This is a genomic window from Marinomonas phycocola (assembly GCF_047525455.1).
Classification (GTDB): Bacteria; Pseudomonadota; Gammaproteobacteria; order Pseudomonadales; family Marinomonadaceae; genus Marinomonas.
The window spans coordinates 122,075-138,206 of the sequence record NZ_JBLIXL010000003.1; the positions used below are offsets into that span (position 1 = coordinate 122,075).

A 16,132-nucleotide genomic window follows, 5' to 3' on the forward strand; every position below is an offset into this window, starting at 1 on the left:
TTACTTCGTTATGAAGTTTGATAAATGTTTTAAATACAATTAGCGGGTTTTGGTAGACCTGCTATTTTTGCTGCTAATTTAGGTGGACTTCCTGGGAAAAGCTTCATCAAATAAATGCTTTTGCCTTTGTCGCTACCAAGTTTTTTACCCACCGCTTTTGTTAAAGGGCGCATAGAGGGGGAGAGTTCGTACTCCTGATAAAACGCTCTTAAGAGGTGGATGATTTCCCAGTGTGCCTGTGTTAATTCAATGTTTTCCATTTCCGCTATGTGTATCGCGAGCTCTGAAGACCATTGTGATAAATCAAGTAAATAACCTTCCTGGTCCAAATTAACGTGATCAAACATGTATTTTATTCCTCAATAAAAGTCTAAATTGCATTACCAAGCTATGTGATGGTTGCATTCACTGGTAAGTGCTACCCACTCTAGATCAGTAATCGGTGTAATATAAGTTGGTAACACCGCTCCATATGCTTTGAGGTCAGATTCCAAGGCATACATATCGATCTTTTTTTGATGGATGAGATTGAGCAAAGGGTCTGATTTATTCATTAACCGAATGATGGCGTCTTCGATTAAAAGGACTTTATCTGATGGCGCTATGCTGTAGATAATGTCTCTTTCTATAGAGGATGAATAATTTGCTTTGTTTATCTGGTGTAATCGCATAGCTAAAATCTCAAAATACATTCATAAGTTTGCAGTTTTTGACTCCATGATTCAGTGTTGAGTATGCTAATGCCGTCCCATAGGTTGTCATGTTGAAGCTCACTGATATCTTCACTGCAAACGTATATGTTCTCAATGTCGTAGAACTCTAAGCTTGGTAAGGCTTTGGAGAGGTTTTTACCATGAATTTGTTCGGGTTTTTGATTGCTACTTAGAATTGAAAGGGCTTCCCCACCAAAATAAAGGTCGATGGGTTGTTCAAACGTTGCCATCACTAATGCTAAGTCTAAACCTTCTTTTGCGGATAGACCAACAAACGAAGAGCTGGAAATATGAATTAAAAAAGAGTTCATAAGAAGGAGTCCGTCTAATTAACGAAACGTTATGGTTCTATCAGAAGTGTTCATTAGTTGTACCAATGTTCCTAACCCTTCCAGTTGGAACGGAGTCGCCAATGAGTATTGATCAAGCTCATAACGAGACATTTCAGATTCATTTATAATGCCGCGCCTTATTGCGGCTGCAATACAGACATACAGGTCAATAGAATGTTTTTCTGCCAGTTCTTTCCATAGGTTGCTGATATGTGCTTCATCTCTAGGTGGCTGAGCTAATGCATTTGCTATTAGAACGCTGTCTTCGTAAAAAAAAACACCTTCGATAGTATGTAAGTTTGAGTTAACCAGTGCTTTTGCAAATGTGTAGGCTGAATGGCATGCTTTGGAGGAGAGGGGGGATCCTTGAATAAATATAGTATATTGCATAAGGTTTGTGTGGCCTTTTAACAAGATAAGCAAAAGGGGCTTGTAAGCCCCTTTTGTTGGTATTTATAGCAGAGCGACAGAGTTAGTCATCGTTCGCCATGCCTAAAAGGCTTAATACGCTTAAGAACATGTTGTATATAGACACATACAGGTTCACAGTGGCAATAATATAGTTTGTTTCACCGCCGCGTACAATTTCTCCTGTTTGCCATAAAATCATAGCGGCAGAGAAAAGTGCAAAACCTGCAGAAAGGAAAATTTGCAGAGCAGGCATTTGTAAAAATATATTGGCAATCATTGCACCGATTAAAACGAATACGCCGACTACCAGGAAGCCATTTAAAAAGCTAAAGTCTTTTTTAGTGGCAATGGCGTAAGCTGAAAGGCCTAAAAACGACAATCCAGTAATACCAAATGCTGTCATGACCATTGATCCACCGTTTGGAAGATTAAGGTACATGCTGATTATTGGTCCAATCGTTAGACCCATAAAGCCAGTTAAAGCGAAAACAAAAATAATGCCTAAGCCACTGTTCTGGAATTTATGAGTTAAAAACAACAAACCATAGAAACCCACCAAGGTGATGATTAATCCTGGGTGAGGAAGTTGCAATGAAATACTTAAAAAAGCCGTAAATGCACTAAAGAATAATGTCATTGCTAATAAGCTGTACGTACTTCTTAGCGTCTTGTTTATGGCTTCGGACGGTTGATTAGTTATAGCATCGTTATAACGCATTATTTACGCTCCAGTTAATATTAAATCGTTCTTAACTTTATTGTGGGGTTAGAAGACAGAAACTCAAGTATAAATGATATAAAAAAAACGTCATCCTTAAGACGACGTTTTTTTAAAAATAAATAATGTATGAACGTATTACAATGCTACTGTTGGTTTATGGTGTCCAGCAGATTGTTTGGTTTTATGTTTGTCTATTTGTCTGGCCAGTTTATCAACCATTGAGTCTATCGCGTGAAATAACCTGTCTTCAGATACGGCTGCTGCAAATAAATCTTTTCCTGGAAGGTGGATGGTTGCCTCAGCTTTTTGTTCATGACTGTCTTGCAGTAAGGTTACTTGGACAGTTGTTATTTGGTCACTTAATCGAGATAATTTGTCGAATTTTTCATTGATGTGATCTTTTAATGCTGGAGTGACGTCTACGTGATGACCTGTGATGTTGATTGTATACATACAGCTTTCTCCTATAGTAAAAATGAGCCGCTTTTTTGTTTTTGCTGTTCTGCGGCACAGATTCAGAATAAGATTGCAAAAAATGATTGTCAACAGACTTTTTAATCCACGATAAAAAAACGATTATCATAATGACTTTTTTATTTATTATTTCCTGCTGCGTGTTAGTGCGAAATGAGTATCTATTTGTTAGACTCCAGAGATCAATAATTTATTATGTAAACTATGTCTGAATACGATTTTTCACTTCCTATTTCTTTTTCATTAGCCGCTGAAATCGGCTTGGAAGAGGCTGTCTTACTGGCTTTTTTGCGCCAGAAATCTTATCTTTCTCGATCGTCTATTTTGCAATGTGACATTCGTAATCTGTTGTCTCAGTTACCTTTTTGGACCCAACCTATGTTGTTGAGGGTTCTATCAAGTTTGCAACTGAATCAATGTCTTACCTTTGATAAAAAGCAATCATTAATAGAGGTTAAACTGTTTTCAAAAGAGCGGGGTAATGATAGAAATAGTGAGGTTGAGCAAGCAAATACCACAACAAAAAGGCGGGGGAATCAAACTGATTCTTTGGTTGAGAAAGTGGAAAAGCTTGCTACAACGCCAAAAAAATCATTAAGACAAGAGTCTGTTGATAGGCCTCCTTTGAGTCAATCTGATCGTAGTCATAGCAATAGTATGGCGATGGCTTCGAATAGAAATAATGCAAATTACTCGCATATGTCTAATGAAAGACGAAGAGGTGTGACTGATTTTGATCTGTATTTAGAGCAAAAAGAAAGAACTCGGCAACCAGATCAATGGCAGCCAGAGGAGGCAACATTAGAGCAAATTCTTCAATCAGGTGTACCTAGGGGATTTGCATTGCAGCTGCAAGATGAGTTTTTACTTAGAATTAAAGAGCAGCGTAAAAATGTGCGTACTTGGAACAGTGAATTCTTTAAGTATGTAAAACGCCAATGGCAATACAAACAATCGGATCGATCTTCTAATGAAGGAACCACAAGCAGCACACACACTTCTAAAACCTCTCGCGAAAAAGTTAGCGACGCACTCACAAACATTCACGACACAGACTGGTAATACCCAAGAATCTACTCAGAGTGAGTCCCAAGAGCAGCAAAATAGGATGTTGGTGAATATGCTATTCGCTCGTTTTAAGGCGATTTATACGCATAAATTTGCATCCGCTTACAGTACGCCTGATGAGGTGAAACTAGCGAAACGAGAATGGTCTATTGCTATCAGAGGGTTTCAGGAACCATTATTAGCATACGCGGTAGAGCGAGCTAAAGAGACGTATGCTTGGCCTCCAACAATATCTGAGTTTTTGAATCTAATTAATACTGCTTACAAAGTATATGGTTTGATGAGTCCGCGAAATGCTTATGTAGAAGCGTGTCGTTGTCGAATGAACCCTTTGGAGTTTAATTGGACTCATCCTGCTATTTATTTCGCCGGAGTATCGGTTGGTTGGTATATTCTAAGAACAGAAGAGGAAAGCCGAAGTTGGCCTGAATTTGAAAAAGCTTACTTAGAACAAGTGCAAAAAGTGATTGGAGGTCAGGTACTTACAATGCCAAAAGTTCCTCAAATTGAGAACAAACAAGAGGATATTTCAGTCGCTCTTATCCCTGAATTGGTAAAACTAACAGGTTTGTCTGAGTCAAAAATAGCGGCTTTACTGTATTATACAAAAAAGACTGAAGGGACTTCGGTTCGTGCTAGTTACAGAGCGAAATCATTAGGTGAGTTAGCTTCATTGGGGTTTGTGATTGACTTACCTTCTTAGCATTGAAATGATAGAGGCAACATATTAGGTTTAGATAATAAGTAATATCGTTATTGTATTAAATGGCAAGGTGGTATGCGTGTTAAAAATTTTAATTGTTGATGATCATGAGCTGGTGAGCACGGGAATATCTCGTGTTTTACAGGATGAAAAGACGCTTTCTGTTGTGGGGAGTGCTTTTAGTGGCGAGGATGCAATTGAAAAAGCAAAATCGTTGTCACCAGATATTGTTTTGATGGATGTGCATATGCCCGGCATTGGCGGCTTGGGCGCGACCAAAGAAATTAAGCGCTTGTTTCCAAGAGTGAAAGTTATTGCATTATCTGCCCATGACGATAATCCTTACCCATTAAAGTTAATTGAAGCGGGTGCCAGTGGATATTTGACAAAAGGTGCGCCAGCGAAAGAAATGTTGGATGCAATAAAAGCGGTATCATTAGGTAATAAATACATTACTGGTTCTGTTGCTCAAAAAATGGCTCTCTCAAAAATGTCCTCTAAAGACGATTCTTCTCCTCTTGATATTCTTTCAGACAGAGAGTTGCAAATAGCCCAAATGATAATCGATTGTAAAAAACCTCAAGAAATTGCTGATCATTTGAATTTAAGTAGTAAAACTGTAAACACGTACCGTTATCGTATGTTTGATAAGCTTAGTATTAGTAGTGATGTAGAGTTAACTAAATTAGCGATGAGATACAATTTATTGGGTATGGGTTAAAAGAGAGTCCGTTTGAATTCGCAAGATTTTGATGCAAAGCATTTCATTAGTAATTTAACATCCAGACCTGGTGTGTATCGAATGTATGGGAAGGGGGTTTTATTATATGTGGGGAAGGCTAAAAACTTAAAAAATAGGGTTTCTAGCTATTTTAGAGCCACTGGGCTTACGACAAAAACTATGGCATTGGTGAGTCGAATAGATGAGATAGAAATTGCGGTTACTAAAAGTGAAACAGAAGCATTATTACTAGAACAAACGTTAATCAAGCAACATCGTCCACCTTACAATATTTTATTGCGGGATGATAAGTCTTATCCGTATATTTTGTTATCGGAACATCATCACCCAGCGTTACTATTTCGACGAGGCTCTACTAAAACGAAAGGCCAGTTATTTGGGCCTTTTCCAAGTGGAACGGCTGTAAAAGAAAGTTTAAATACGATGCAGAAAGTGTTTAAAGTACGGCAATGTGAAGACAGTTATTATGCGAACCGTTCAAGGCCTTGTTTGCAGTATCAAATTAAGCGCTGCTCAGGACCTTGCGTAAATTTAATTGAGGATGATGAATATGTAAATGACGTTCGTCATGCAAAAATGTTTTTAGAGGGGAAAAATAACGAGCTGACAAAAGAAATTACCTTACAAATGACGGAGGCTGCAAAGTCAATGGAGTTTGAAAAAGCCGCTTTGTTAAGGGATCAGATTGTTCAGTTAAAGCATGTCCAAGAACAGCAGAATGTCTATGGACAGACCGGTGACGCAGATGTGCTAGCGGCGTTGATACAACCAGGTGGCTTATGTGTGCATCTGATGATGGTGCGACAAGGCAAAATAATCGGTAGCAAGAGCTATTATCCAAAAATGCCTATCGATATGGCTGAAAGTGAGCTGCTGTCAACTTTTATTGCTCAGTTTTACATAGGTAATAATGATTTACCCAAGGTGGTGATTACCAGCCATGAATTAGAGGACAGCGAGATTCTTGTTGATGCTTTGTTTGCCAGTGTAGGTAAGAAGGTTGAATTGACTTTTTCGGTTAGAGGTCAAAGAGCGCGTTGGTTGGATTTGGCAAAACTTAACGCTGAGCAAGGTTTGCAGTCAAGATTGCTGGATAAGAGAAACCACTTTAGTCGTATGGTCGCGCTACAAAAACTTTTAGGATTAGCTGAGCCTCCAAAAAGTATGGAATGTTTTGACATTAGTCATTCCAGTGGTGAGGCAACAGTGGCATCTTGTGTTGTTTTTGGCACAGAAGGCCCAGACAAAAAGCGTTATCGTACTTTTAACATAGAGGGTGTTGCAGCAGGTGATGATTATGCCGCAATGCACCAAGCGTTAACTCGACGTTATAAAAGAGTTAAAGATGGTGAGATTGATGCCCCTGATGTATTGTTGATTGATGGTGGTAAGGGCCAATTAACACAAGCTGAGGATGTATTAAAGACACTCGGGCTAGTGAACATATTTTTACTTGGCGTAGCTAAAGGAACTACGCGTAAAGCAGGGCTAGAAACTCTCTATATCGGCTCTAAAGAGGATGAGGTGGTGTTGCCTCCTGACTCTGCTGCATTGCATTTAATACAGCACATAAGAGATGAGTCTCATCGGTTTGCAATTAAAAACCATAGACAGAAAAGAGACAAGAAACGTCGTCACTCTGTTTTAGAAGGGATAGAAGGCATTGGGCCGACGAGAAGAACGAATTTATTAACCGCATTTGGTGGCATGCAAGAGTTATTGTCGGCAAGTGAGGAAGACATTGCAAAAGTGAAAGGTATTGGCGTGAAAAAAGCCGCTGAAATTTATTCTTTTTTACATAAAAATTGAGACCTATTACAAGTGAGCGCTTAGAAGATTCATGAACATTCCTAATATGTTAACGTCGGTACGTATTATTTTAATTCCCGTTCTGGTGGCAACATACTACCTTCCATGGGATGGTCGTTATGTTACTTGCGCAGGGATATTTGCAGTGGCTGCTTTTACCGATTGGTTAGATGGCTATTTAGCGCGTAAATTAAACCAAGCAACCCCATTTGGTGCTTTCTTTGATCCGGTGGCGGATAAAGTAATGGTGTCGGCGGCTTTGGTTATGTTGGTTGAAAGTTACGGTAGTATATTGATGACGGTTGCCAGTGTGGTTATCGTTAGTCGAGAAATTGTTATATCGGCTCTTCGTGAATGGATGGCTGAAATGGGCAAAAGAGCCAGCGTGGCGGTGTCTTATGTGGGGAAAGTGAAAACAGCTATGCAAATGCTGTCTATTTTTATGCTTTTGGGCAGTTCCCCTGATTCCGAATGGGCTATATGGGGGGAGGCCGTTCTAATTCTTGCTGCTGTCTTAACACTTTGGTCTATGTATGTGTACATGAAAGCGGCTTGGCCTGAACTGACGTCGTCAGGGTCGAATGGAAAATAATCAATTAGATAAGGAAAGTTAAAGTAGTAAAGTATTTCGCTTTTTTTTCTTTAAATGCTTGACGTAAATAATAAAAAGCATAGAATATGCACCATCTTTTGAGCGCGGGAATAGCTCAGTGGTAGAGCACAACCTTGCCAAGGTTGGGGTCGCGAGTTCGAGCCTCGTTTCCCGCTCCATTCAAAAGATAGATTATTATTGAGGCCGGATGGCAGAGTGGTCATGCAGCGGACTGCAACTCCGTGTACGCCGGTTCGATTCCGACTCCGGCCTCCAAAAATAATCAAAAGGATACATCGATAGATGTGCCCGGGTGGCGAAATTGGTAGACGCACAAGACTTAAAATCTTGCGATAGAAATATCGTACCGGTTCGATTCCGGTCCCGGGCACCATTTATGGTGCTTTTTCTTATGTAAAAAAGATCATGCATTATATGCTTATGTCGATTAATCCGCCCGGGTGGCGAAATTGGTAGACGCACAAGACTTAAAATCTTGCGATAGAAATATCGTACCGGTTCGATTCCGGTCCCGGGCACCATTTATGGTGCTTTTTTGGGTCTATAAAAACACATCCTCATACTTCTATTTTGCTATCAGTTTGTTTCCCTTTCTTATTTTGATTCTGATGTTATCGCCCCTATTGTTTTTGAATGCTGATTTGATGAGGTGCTCAGCTCAGTGCAGAATTTCAATATTTAACTTACCTGTGGCGTAGGGGCAATGCTAAGAGTTTGGTCATTTATTCAGTGTGTCGAAATCTAAGGGTTGTGTTGCGAAGGAGGTTTTTAGTTACAAAAAACCCTCAGTGGTGAGCATTCAACATTGAGGGTTATGTTGAAAACTAAAGAGGCCATTAGTCTTTAGTTTTCTTAGCTAAGATTTTTATTCACTATTGGAAGTAGGCTTTTGAATAGACGAGGGTTTGCGCATAGCAAGTTCCCCGTTTCTTCAATACTTGGTGAGCCATTAAAATCAGAGAAAATGCAACCTGCTTCTTTTGCGATGAATAATGGTGCCTGCATTTCCCATGCGTAAAGTTTGATACCCCAAACAGCATCAAGGCGACCTGCTGCCACATTGGCAATTTGTATTGCTGGAGAGTCTTGAGATACGATGCGAGCGCCTTTTTCCGCCAATTGGGAGAAAATGGAGAATTGCCCAGCAGCGCTTGGACGTGTTTTATCGGTAGATGGAAATTGTGCTGCAACTAGCGTGTTGTGAATGTCTCTTGCGCTAGATGTACGAATTCGTGAGTTATTAAGATAAGCGCCACGGCCTTTACTGGCAAAATATTCATCTTTAGTCATAGGGTTGACGATAACCGCGTGTTCAACTTTTCCAGCAACAACGTAACTCATTGTAATACAGTGACCACTAAGGCCGCGTGTAAATAGATATTGGCCTTGAATGGTGTCAATGATCCATTCGCCTTCATCGCCTTTTTGAACACTTCCAGCTAAACGAGCTGTAATCGTGTCATTTGGGTAGGCCTTTTCAAGGTGATGAATAATGGTTTTTTCTGCGCCTTGACACACTGTTTGATAAACTTGATCAGGTTGCTGACCTTGCTCTTTATCAAAAAGTAGTTTTTCTTGTACGTGAACAATGTAGTCCGCAGCTGCACGTGCCGCTTTGATAGCGACGTTAATTCTTGGTTGCATAAGATACCATTTAAGTTTCTAAAAGATGCCAAATTATCGAAAGACGATAAGTTACTGGAAAAGTGTTAAAGAGCGATGAATTCGATTCGTAGAATGCTTTTAAATCTCACATTCTATTTGCGAATTATTTGAGCGGAATTCTAATGGAAAACACGTCATTAAACCAGTTAAAACTGGTTGTTAATTGTGCTATTCCTCTTTAAGTGCCAAATCTTTTAGGAAATTCTGATACTATGTGCAAAATTTAAATTGTCTTGCAGAATTGGTTTTATATTAATGAATAATAAGGTTCGAATCGTACTCGTCAACACATCCCACCCTGGTAATATTGGTGGTGCTGCACGAGCAATGAAAAACATGGGGTTAGATCGTCTATACCTCGTCTCTCCAAAAATATTTCCAAGTGAAGAGGCGATAAGCCGCGCATCTGGTGCAACTGACTTGCTTGAAAAAGCCGTTGTTGTAGAGACATTGGAGGAAGCCATTGCTGATTGTCAGTTGGTTGTTGGGACCAGTGCTCGTGAACGACACATTCCCTGGCCTTTGGTTGATCCAAGACAGGCAGCCGACCTTGTTTATAAAGAAGGGTTAGAGACCGCTCTTGTATTTGGAAGAGAGGATAGAGGGTTAACTAACGAAGAGCTACAGCGCTGTCATTACCATGTTCATATACCTTCTATAGAGTCATTTAGTTCATTGAATCTTGCTGCTGCAGTACAGGTATTGTCATACGAGCTACGGATGAAATCATTGCTTGCGATTGGTGACACAACCGTTCAAAGTAAATGGGATGTTCCTGCTGCCTCTGTAGAGCAAGTTGACTACATGTTAGAGCATTTAGAAAAAGTTATGCTGTTAACTGAGTTTTTAGATCCTAATACGCCACGTCAAGTGATGACTCGATTTAGGCGCCTTTTTCAGCGTGCTCAACTGGATCAACATGAAGTAGGGATGCTTAGAGGTGTTTTGACATCAATTGAAAAATTAAAATGAATGTCTAAAAGCACACTCTAAAATAGAGTGGGATACCGTAAAAAGGCGCTCACACAGCGCCTTGTTTACTTGTAATGTTTTAAGCTGGTCTTTCGGGGCGGTTTTCTTCCTGCCAAAAAGTATGAAATTTTTGACCTACTTCAGAATCGACTCTTTCATAGGTATGAGCGCCAAAAAAATCTCGTTGAGCTTGCAGTAAATTGGCAGGTAAGATCTCAGAACGATATCCATCAAAATACGCTAATGCAGAGAAAAATGAAGGTGTTGGGATGCCTGATTGAGCGGCTAAAACCACGGCCTGGCGCAATCCTTTTTGCTTATCATTTAGGGTGTTTGTGAAATAATCTGCTAATAGTAGATTTTCTAAATTAGGGTTATCGCTAAATGCTGTGGCGATTTTTTGTAGGAAGGAAGCTCTAATAATGCAGCCCCCGCGCCAGATTTTTGCAATATCACTGAAGTTGAACTGCCAGTCATATTCTGTTTGAGCGGCACGCAGAAGTTGAAAACCTTGAGCATAAGCACAAATTTTCGCACAATACAGTGCATTTTTGATGGCTTCTATAACCGTTTCAGGATCAATATCTCCAAGCTCAACATCACCTATTAAGCGTGAGGCAGCGATTTCCCTTTCTTGGGTTAATGTGCTCAATGCTCTCGCATAGACTGACTCACTAATAATGCCTGCAGGCACGCCCATTTGAGTTGCGCTTACAGAAGTCCAGCGTCCAGTACCTTTTTGGCCTGCACAGTCGAGAATAATGTCAACTAGAGGCGCTCCTGTTTTATTATCATATTGCTGTAAAATGTCAGCCGTAATTTCAACTAGATAGCTGTTAAGTTCGCCTTTATTCCATTGTGCAAAAATTTTCCCTATCTCTTCAGGTTCATAGCCGAGCAATGAGCGCATTAAATGATACGCTTCGCAAATAAGCTGCATGTCGGCGTATTCGATACCATTGTGTACCATTTTGACATAATGGCCTGCACCATTTGGGCCTAAGTACGTTGTGCAAGGCTCACCTTCTGTAACGGGCTGACCAGGGATATTTTGAATGATCTGAGCGCCATTTTTATCGACTTTTGCTGAAACGGCTTCCCACATTGGTTGGAGGTGTTTCCATGAGTCAGCATCACCTCCAGGCATCAATGAAGGGCCAAAACGTGCTCCGACTTCTCCGCCAGAAATGGCGGTTCCAAAAAATTTTAATTTGCCTTTGAATTCTGATTCTCTGCGAATAGTGTCTGTCCATTGGCTATTCCCGCAGTCAACAACAATATCGTTAGGTTCAAGTCCTGAGTTGATAAGTTGTTGGCAAATAGCATCCACCGGATTGCCAGCTGGAACGAGTAAGACAATAACGCGAGGAGTTGTTAGTGTAGGAAGCATTTCTTCAAGAGTCTTGCAGCCAATAATTCTTGCCTCAGAAAAATCAGCGCTACGTTCTTTTTGTTCTGTTTCTAAAACATCTTTAATCTTGTTTGAGTCAAGATCAAAGCCTGCAACTTTGTATCCATGATCGGCTAAATTGAGAGCGAGACTTTTGCCCATAACGCCAAGACCTACAAAACCAATATTGCAGCTCTGATGTGAATTTAACATAGTTATTGATCAACCTAATTGAAAGAGAGGGATTTCATCTCAATTTTATCATGAAGATCTATGATGGTGGGGCTGTGAAAGGAAAGATATTATAAAAAATACGCAAATATTTAGAATCACGAACGTTTTTAGATAGTGAGCTGGCAAATTACTATTTGAATTTTTATAAGGGGGCGCTTTGACGTAAAAAAACAACACTTTATGCAAAAAAATCAAAATATTGTAGTTTATCTAGAAAGAAAATTACATATTAGGAAGAATGCATCTTTTTATTGTGTATGAAATGATCAAAAGCACGTTTTATAGAGCAATCTAGGGGCATAATTAAAATATATTTTTATAAATATCAATTACTTATGTGTTTTTAAAATTTTGTTTTGAATTTTGTAGTAAAATAACATTTTGTTATATTAATACTTTTTTTTAGATTCTTTTGTTACTATTTTGAGAATGGTAATGCCATAACGCAGTGGCTAATAAATGTATGTTCAGAGGAATGCTAAACATGAATGCGCTAAATAAACGATCAGTTATACATACTAATTTGACAGCCGCTCTACTAGTAGAAAAAGCGCTAGAAAATAATGAAGGCCAATTGGCTGACAACGGAGCTTTGGTTGTTGAAACAGGCAGTCGTACAGGTCGTTCACCTTTAGATCGTTTTATTGTTGAAGAAGATGTAAATAAAGATAATATTCAGTGGGGAGGTGTCAATCGCCCATTTCCTGAAGAAAAGTTTGAGCCGCTATGGAATAAAGTTGAATCTTATTTAAATGAGAATGAATCTTATATGTCTAATGTTCATGTAGGCGCAGGGGATGAATATTATTTACCTGCAATTATGAGAACAGAAACGGCTTGGCATCACCTTTTTGGCCGTAACTTATTTATTCGCCCTGATGTTTATAATCCAGTTAGTAAAGATGAATGGCAAATCTTAAATGTGCCAACATTTGTATGTGATCCAGAGAAGGATGGAACCAACTCTGAAAGTTGCGTGATATTAAACTTTGCGACTAAAAAAGTGCTGATTGCTGGTATGCGTTATGCTGGCGAGATGAAGAAGGCCATGTTCTCTGTGCAAAACTACTTATTGCCTGAAAAAGATGTATTGCCTATGCATTGCGCGGCAAATGTAGGGCCAAATAAAGATGTTACTTTGTTTTTTGGTTTATCTGGGACAGGTAAAACAACATTATCGGCCGATGAAGAACGCTTTTTAATTGGCGATGATGAGCACGGTTGGGGTAAAGATACTGTTTTTAACCTTGAAGGTGGCTGCTACGCGAAATGTATTGATTTGTCAGAGAAGAACGAGCCACTTATTTGGAAAGCGATAAAGTTCGGAACAATTGTAGAAAACGTGGTCATTGACCCAGATACTCGCATTGCGGACTACACCGATACATCGCTGACTCAGAACAGTCGTGCAGGATATCCACGAGAGCACATTGATAAATGTGCAGAGGGAAATCGTGCCGGTGAGCCAAATTCCATTATCTTTTTAACGTGTGACCTGACGGGGGTTTTACCTCCTGTCTCAATTTTGTCTAAAGAAGCGGCTGCGTATCACTTCTTGAGTGGTTACACGGCATTAGTTGGTTCTACAGAGATGGGGGCTGGAAGTGGCATCAAGTCAACGTTCTCAACGTGTTTTGGTGCGCCATTCTTTCCTCGACCAGCGCATGTTTATGCTGATTTGCTTATTAAACGTATTGAGGAGTTTGGTAGTCAGGTTTACTTGGTAAATACGGGCTGGACTGGTGGTGCTTATGGTAAAGGTGGAAAGCGTTTTAGTATTCCAACAACTCGAGCGGTTATTAGTGCCATTCAATCCGGTGCTTTGGTTGATGCAGAAGTTGAGCATTTAACAGACATTAATTTGATGGTTCCAAAATCCGTTGAAGGTGTTGATTCTATTTTACTGAATCCTCGTAAGACTTGGGCTGATGACTCTGCTTATGTCGAGCAGGCAAAAGGTTTGATTGATCAATTTGTAACAAACTTCAAGAAGTTTGAAGGGGTATCTCAAAACATTATTAAAGCGGGCCCAACGTTTTAATTTAAATTTTTGATAAAAAACCGTCTAATGCTATCTTAAAGTATTAGGCGGTTTTTTTTGCTCTAACTTCTGGGAGTGTTTTTTGAATAATTTTTTATATGTATATCGATAGTCACTGTCATTTAGACTTTACTGTTTTTGATGAGGATAGGGACCATCTTATTGAGCAATGCCGCCATCTTGGTGTTGATGGGTTTATTATTCCAGGAACGAAATTCGAGCGTTGGAATAATCAGGTCTTATTGAAAGCTCGTTATCCCATGTTTTCTATGGCGTATGGTATACATCCCTACTTTTTATCTGATGAGCTTATCGTGTCGGTAGAATATCTTGGCGAGTTTTGTGAAAATAATGATGCTGTTGCAGTGGGTGAAATAGGTTTGGATATTTGGCCTACCTCGTTGCCTTTGGATCTACAGTTGAGCTTCTTTAGATCACAACTTTCTGTCGCATCCACATTGAATCTACCGATAATACTTCACGCTCGTCGTAGTTATGACTTGTTGTATAAAGAGTTAAAAAAACAGCGTTTTTCTTATGGTGGAGTGGTACACGGGTTCAGTGGTAGTCTCGTTCAGGCGAAGCGATTTATAGAGCTAGGATTTGTGTTGGGAATAGGTGGTAATATTACTTATACAAGAGCATCAAAATCGATTAAAGTTGTGAAAGAATTGAAGAATGAGGATTTTGTTCTAGAAACGGACTCTCCTGATATGCCTGTAATGGGTCTGCAAGGTGAAAGAAACACACCGCGAAACATTCCTTTAATTGCGCAATCGATTGCTGATATTAGACAGCAATCTTTACACAGTATTGCTAAAAATACATCTATGAATGTCTGTAGAGTATTTCCGAAATTTGTAAGAGGTTCAAACGTTGAATTGTGAAAGAGATATAAATGCGCCAATACGAGTTGTGTTATTGGGTTGTGATACAGTTGTAGGAGAAGAACTTTTACTTTTTTCTAATAACTTATCCGAATTTGAATGGCATACATTATCTTGTAGTGAGTTATTGAAGCATGATTACAGTACTGAATTGTTACAAGATGTTGGGTGCGATGTAATTATTGATGCGTTAAGTATCGATCGCTCTCTTGATTCTCGTTATCCTACATTTAGAGATGCAGTAGCGGATTATTCAGCTAAAACTAATACACAGGTCGTTATGATTAGTAGTGCATTGGTTTTCTCAGGTGACAAAGAAACGGCATACGATGAAAGTGATTTACCAGACTCTCAAGACCCCTATTCAGTCTCTTTGAGTGTGGCTGAGAAATGTTTTTTATCGCATGCTCAAAATATTGTGTTGAGAACAGGGTGGCTATTCAGTGGTAAAAATGATGATTTTGTCTGTCGTACTATCGACTTAATTAAACAAGGGGCGAATTTAGCTCATAATGACAGTTTTGTTGGTAGTCCGTCTCCTGTTTCAGATTTGGCTCGTGTCACCTTAACGATTATAAAACAGCATTATTATGGGTCTACCAATACAGGTGTCTATCATTATTGTTGTTCTGAGGAAATCAGTTGGTATGGCTTTGTTGAGGCTATTTTGGCAACTGCTGGGCAGTTTGATGCTAAAGCATTAGTTAGCGTTGAAGCAATTAATAACTGTTTTCCAGACTCTGAAGATATTATATTAGTTAAAAGGCAATCTTTATCTTGCCGAAGAATTTTTAATCACTTTGGTGTCAAACAAAGACCATGGAGAGCGAGTTTACGACAACAGGTGAAAGACCTTTACCAACTTGCTTAGTTAGAATGAAGGTTGCTCTCAATTATAGAGGAAGTTCATTTTGCAAAAAATAAATCATAAAGCAGCACTCTTAACGATACTTTTACTCTTTGTATTGGGAGGGCTTTGGAGTATGGCTGCACCAGAAATGCTAACAGCGGATAAAGGTGACGATCCAATTTTTATTGCTTTATTTTCAATAGGCATTATTTGCTATGTTTATTTTAATGCTTGGTTATTACTAAAAACACGTTTTTCATCTTTTGTTGATGGTGTATTTTTAATTATGGGGATTTGGTTGTTTTCGGTAATGCCAAATCTCTTTTTTATACAGTCAATTCTAGCGTTACCGATTGATAGTTTTCTTTATTTGCTGACTTTCGGGGCATGCTCTGGCATGGTCACTTCATTTGTTCTTTCTGCATGGCGATCTTCTAGAACCATCTTTAAAGGGTAGCATTTGTATTAGACCCGTCTCATCGTGTGGGCTTGAACTCGATTCTAGCT

18 protein-coding genes and 4 tRNA genes are annotated in these 16,132 nt (G+C 39.3%); 14 read left to right on the plus strand and 8 right to left on the minus strand.

Annotated elements, in window-relative coordinates:
• Nucleotides 1–29: 29 nt before the first annotated feature.
• The 6 genes from ACMUMJ_RS03525 to hpf all read right to left on the minus strand — a co-directional run bounded on the left by ACMUMJ_RS03525 (nt 30) and on the right by hpf (nt 2,630).
• On the minus strand, nt 30–347 hold the full coding sequence (locus ACMUMJ_RS03525; RefSeq protein WP_414677413.1) for a TusE/DsrC/DsvC family sulfur relay protein: 318 nt from the start codon (nt 345–347) through the stop codon (nt 30–32).
• A 33-nt stretch (nt 348–380) separates the two neighbouring features.
• Complete coding sequence (gene tusB / locus ACMUMJ_RS03530) at nt 381–671, minus strand: sulfurtransferase complex subunit TusB (protein WP_414677414.1); 291 nt, start codon at nt 669–671, stop codon at nt 381–383.
• Between the two features lie 2 nt (nt 672–673).
• Nucleotides 674–1,024 (minus strand): DsrE family protein, encoded by a 351-nt coding sequence (locus tag ACMUMJ_RS03535; protein WP_414677415.1) that lies wholly within the window; start codon nt 1,022–1,024, stop codon nt 674–676.
• 18 nt (nt 1,025–1,042) lie between these two features.
• A complete protein-coding gene (tusD, locus tag ACMUMJ_RS03540) occupies nt 1,043–1,435 on the minus strand; it encodes a sulfurtransferase complex subunit TusD (protein WP_414677416.1) in 393 nt (130 codons plus the stop codon).
• An 82-nt stretch (nt 1,436–1,517) separates the two neighbouring features.
• The gene (locus ACMUMJ_RS03545; RefSeq protein ID WP_414677417.1) at nt 1,518–2,174 is read right to left on the minus strand and encodes a Bax inhibitor-1/YccA family protein; all 657 of its coding nucleotides are present in this window, start codon (nt 2,172–2,174) and stop codon (nt 1,518–1,520) included.
• Nucleotides 2,175–2,312: 138 nt separating this feature from the next.
• Nucleotides 2,313–2,630, minus strand: a complete 318-nt coding sequence (gene hpf / locus ACMUMJ_RS03550; RefSeq protein WP_414677418.1) for a ribosome hibernation-promoting factor, HPF/YfiA family — start codon at nt 2,628–2,630, stop codon at nt 2,313–2,315.
• Between the two features lie 225 nt (nt 2,631–2,855).
• Between hpf and ACMUMJ_RS03555 the strand changes: the two genes are divergently transcribed.
• The 9 genes from ACMUMJ_RS03555 to ACMUMJ_RS03595 all read left to right on the plus strand — a co-directional run bounded on the left by ACMUMJ_RS03555 (nt 2,856) and on the right by ACMUMJ_RS03595 (nt 8,107).
• Nucleotides 2,856–3,713 carry a DnaT-like ssDNA-binding domain-containing protein gene (locus ACMUMJ_RS03555; RefSeq protein WP_414677419.1) on the plus strand — a complete coding sequence of 286 codons (858 nt, stop codon included), beginning with the start codon at nt 2,856–2,858 and terminating at the stop codon, nt 3,711–3,713.
• A gap of 58 nt (nt 3,714–3,771) precedes the next feature.
• Entirely contained in the window at nt 3,772–4,422 is a 651-nt protein-coding gene (locus ACMUMJ_RS03560) for a hypothetical protein (RefSeq protein WP_414677420.1), read from the plus strand.
• 79 nt (nt 4,423–4,501) lie between these two features.
• The gene (gene uvrY, locus ACMUMJ_RS03565; RefSeq protein ID WP_414677421.1) at nt 4,502–5,143 is read left to right on the plus strand and encodes a UvrY/SirA/GacA family response regulator transcription factor; all 642 of its coding nucleotides are present in this window, start codon (nt 4,502–4,504) and stop codon (nt 5,141–5,143) included.
• A gap of 12 nt (nt 5,144–5,155) precedes the next feature.
• Nucleotides 5,156–6,973, plus strand: a complete 1,818-nt coding sequence (uvrC, locus tag ACMUMJ_RS03570; protein WP_414677422.1) for an excinuclease ABC subunit UvrC — start codon at nt 5,156–5,158, stop codon at nt 6,971–6,973.
• A gap of 31 nt (nt 6,974–7,004) precedes the next feature.
• On the plus strand, nt 7,005–7,565 hold the full coding sequence (gene pgsA / locus ACMUMJ_RS03575) for a CDP-diacylglycerol--glycerol-3-phosphate 3-phosphatidyltransferase (RefSeq protein ID WP_414677423.1): 561 nt from the start codon (nt 7,005–7,007) through the stop codon (nt 7,563–7,565).
• A gap of 104 nt (nt 7,566–7,669) precedes the next feature.
• Nucleotides 7,670–7,744: transfer RNA gene (locus ACMUMJ_RS03580), tRNA-Gly, on the plus strand.
• Nucleotides 7,745–7,767: 23 nt separating this feature from the next.
• Nucleotides 7,768–7,841 (plus strand) — tRNA-Cys (locus ACMUMJ_RS03585).
• 31 nt (nt 7,842–7,872) lie between these two features.
• Nucleotides 7,873–7,959: transfer RNA gene (locus ACMUMJ_RS03590), tRNA-Leu, on the plus strand.
• Between the two features lie 61 nt (nt 7,960–8,020).
• Nucleotides 8,021–8,107 (plus strand) — tRNA-Leu (locus ACMUMJ_RS03595).
• 331 nt (nt 8,108–8,438) lie between these two features.
• On the opposite strand, the gene ACMUMJ_RS03600 is transcribed toward ACMUMJ_RS03595, so the two are convergent.
• Entirely contained in the window at nt 8,439–9,230 is a 792-nt protein-coding gene (locus ACMUMJ_RS03600; RefSeq protein ID WP_414677424.1) for an inositol monophosphatase family protein, read from the minus strand.
• A 276-nt stretch (nt 9,231–9,506) separates the two neighbouring features.
• On the opposite strand from ACMUMJ_RS03600, the gene ACMUMJ_RS03605 reads away from it, so the two are divergent.
• On the plus strand, nt 9,507–10,223 hold the full coding sequence (locus ACMUMJ_RS03605) for an RNA methyltransferase (RefSeq protein WP_414677425.1): 717 nt from the start codon (nt 9,507–9,509) through the stop codon (nt 10,221–10,223).
• 79 nt (nt 10,224–10,302) lie between these two features.
• Here the strand turns inward: ACMUMJ_RS03605 and gnd are convergent, their stop codons facing one another.
• Complete coding sequence (gene gnd / locus ACMUMJ_RS03610) at nt 10,303–11,826, minus strand: NADP-dependent phosphogluconate dehydrogenase (protein ID WP_414677426.1); 1,524 nt, start codon at nt 11,824–11,826, stop codon at nt 10,303–10,305.
• Nucleotides 11,827–12,331: 505 nt separating this feature from the next.
• Between gnd and ACMUMJ_RS03615 the strand changes: the two genes are divergently transcribed.
• The 4 genes from ACMUMJ_RS03615 (at nt 12,332) to ACMUMJ_RS03630 (ending at nt 16,082) form a co-directional block, all read left to right on the plus strand.
• Complete coding sequence (locus tag ACMUMJ_RS03615; RefSeq protein ID WP_414677427.1) at nt 12,332–13,888, plus strand: phosphoenolpyruvate carboxykinase; 1,557 nt, start codon at nt 12,332–12,334, stop codon at nt 13,886–13,888.
• 98 nt (nt 13,889–13,986) lie between these two features.
• Nucleotides 13,987–14,775, plus strand: coding sequence for a TatD family hydrolase (locus tag ACMUMJ_RS03620; protein ID WP_414677428.1), 789 nt, complete (start codon nt 13,987–13,989; stop codon nt 14,773–14,775).
• Nucleotides 14,765–15,646 (plus strand): sugar nucleotide-binding protein, encoded by an 882-nt coding sequence (locus ACMUMJ_RS03625; RefSeq protein ID WP_414677429.1) that lies wholly within the window; start codon nt 14,765–14,767, stop codon nt 15,644–15,646. Before ACMUMJ_RS03620 ends, ACMUMJ_RS03625 begins: the two co-directional genes overlap by 11 nt.
• 40 nt (nt 15,647–15,686) lie before the next feature.
• The gene (locus ACMUMJ_RS03630) at nt 15,687–16,082 is read left to right on the plus strand and encodes a hypothetical protein (protein WP_414677430.1); all 396 of its coding nucleotides are present in this window, start codon (nt 15,687–15,689) and stop codon (nt 16,080–16,082) included.
• Nucleotides 16,083–16,132: the final 50 nt, after the last annotated feature.

What these genes read in the sequence shown, in the direction of transcription:
- ACMUMJ_RS03605 (WP_414677425.1), top strand. Translation starts at nt 9,507, where the DNA reads ATGAATAATAAGGTTCGAATCGTACTCGTCAACACATCCCACCCTGGT.
- tusB (WP_414677414.1), bottom strand. Translation starts at nt 671, where the DNA reads ATGCGATTACACCAGATAAACAAAGCAAATTATTCATCCTCTATAGAA.
- ACMUMJ_RS03525 (WP_414677413.1), bottom strand. Translation starts at nt 347, where the DNA reads ATGTTTGATCACGTTAATTTGGACCAGGAAGGTTATTTACTTGATTTA.
- pgsA (WP_414677423.1), top strand. Translation starts at nt 7,005, where the DNA reads ATGAACATTCCTAATATGTTAACGTCGGTACGTATTATTTTAATTCCC.
- ACMUMJ_RS03535 (WP_414677415.1), bottom strand. Translation starts at nt 1,024, where the DNA reads ATGAACTCTTTTTTAATTCATATTTCCAGCTCTTCGTTTGTTGGTCTA.
- ACMUMJ_RS03545 (WP_414677417.1), bottom strand. Translation starts at nt 2,174, where the DNA reads ATGCGTTATAACGATGCTATAACTAATCAACCGTCCGAAGCCATAAAC.
- ACMUMJ_RS03555 (WP_414677419.1), top strand. Translation starts at nt 2,856, where the DNA reads ATGTCTGAATACGATTTTTCACTTCCTATTTCTTTTTCATTAGCCGCT.
- hpf (WP_414677418.1), bottom strand. Translation starts at nt 2,630, where the DNA reads ATGTATACAATCAACATCACAGGTCATCACGTAGACGTCACTCCAGCA.
- ACMUMJ_RS03600 (WP_414677424.1), bottom strand. Translation starts at nt 9,230, where the DNA reads ATGCAACCAAGAATTAACGTCGCTATCAAAGCGGCACGTGCAGCTGCG.
- ACMUMJ_RS03560 (WP_414677420.1), top strand. Translation starts at nt 3,772, where the DNA reads ATGCTATTCGCTCGTTTTAAGGCGATTTATACGCATAAATTTGCATCC.
- ACMUMJ_RS03620 (WP_414677428.1), top strand. Translation starts at nt 13,987, where the DNA reads ATGTATATCGATAGTCACTGTCATTTAGACTTTACTGTTTTTGATGAG.
- tusD (WP_414677416.1), bottom strand. Translation starts at nt 1,435, where the DNA reads ATGCAATATACTATATTTATTCAAGGATCCCCCCTCTCCTCCAAAGCA.
- gnd (WP_414677426.1), bottom strand. Translation starts at nt 11,826, where the DNA reads ATGTTAAATTCACATCAGAGCTGCAATATTGGTTTTGTAGGTCTTGGC.
- ACMUMJ_RS03615 (WP_414677427.1), top strand. Translation starts at nt 12,332, where the DNA reads ATGAATGCGCTAAATAAACGATCAGTTATACATACTAATTTGACAGCC.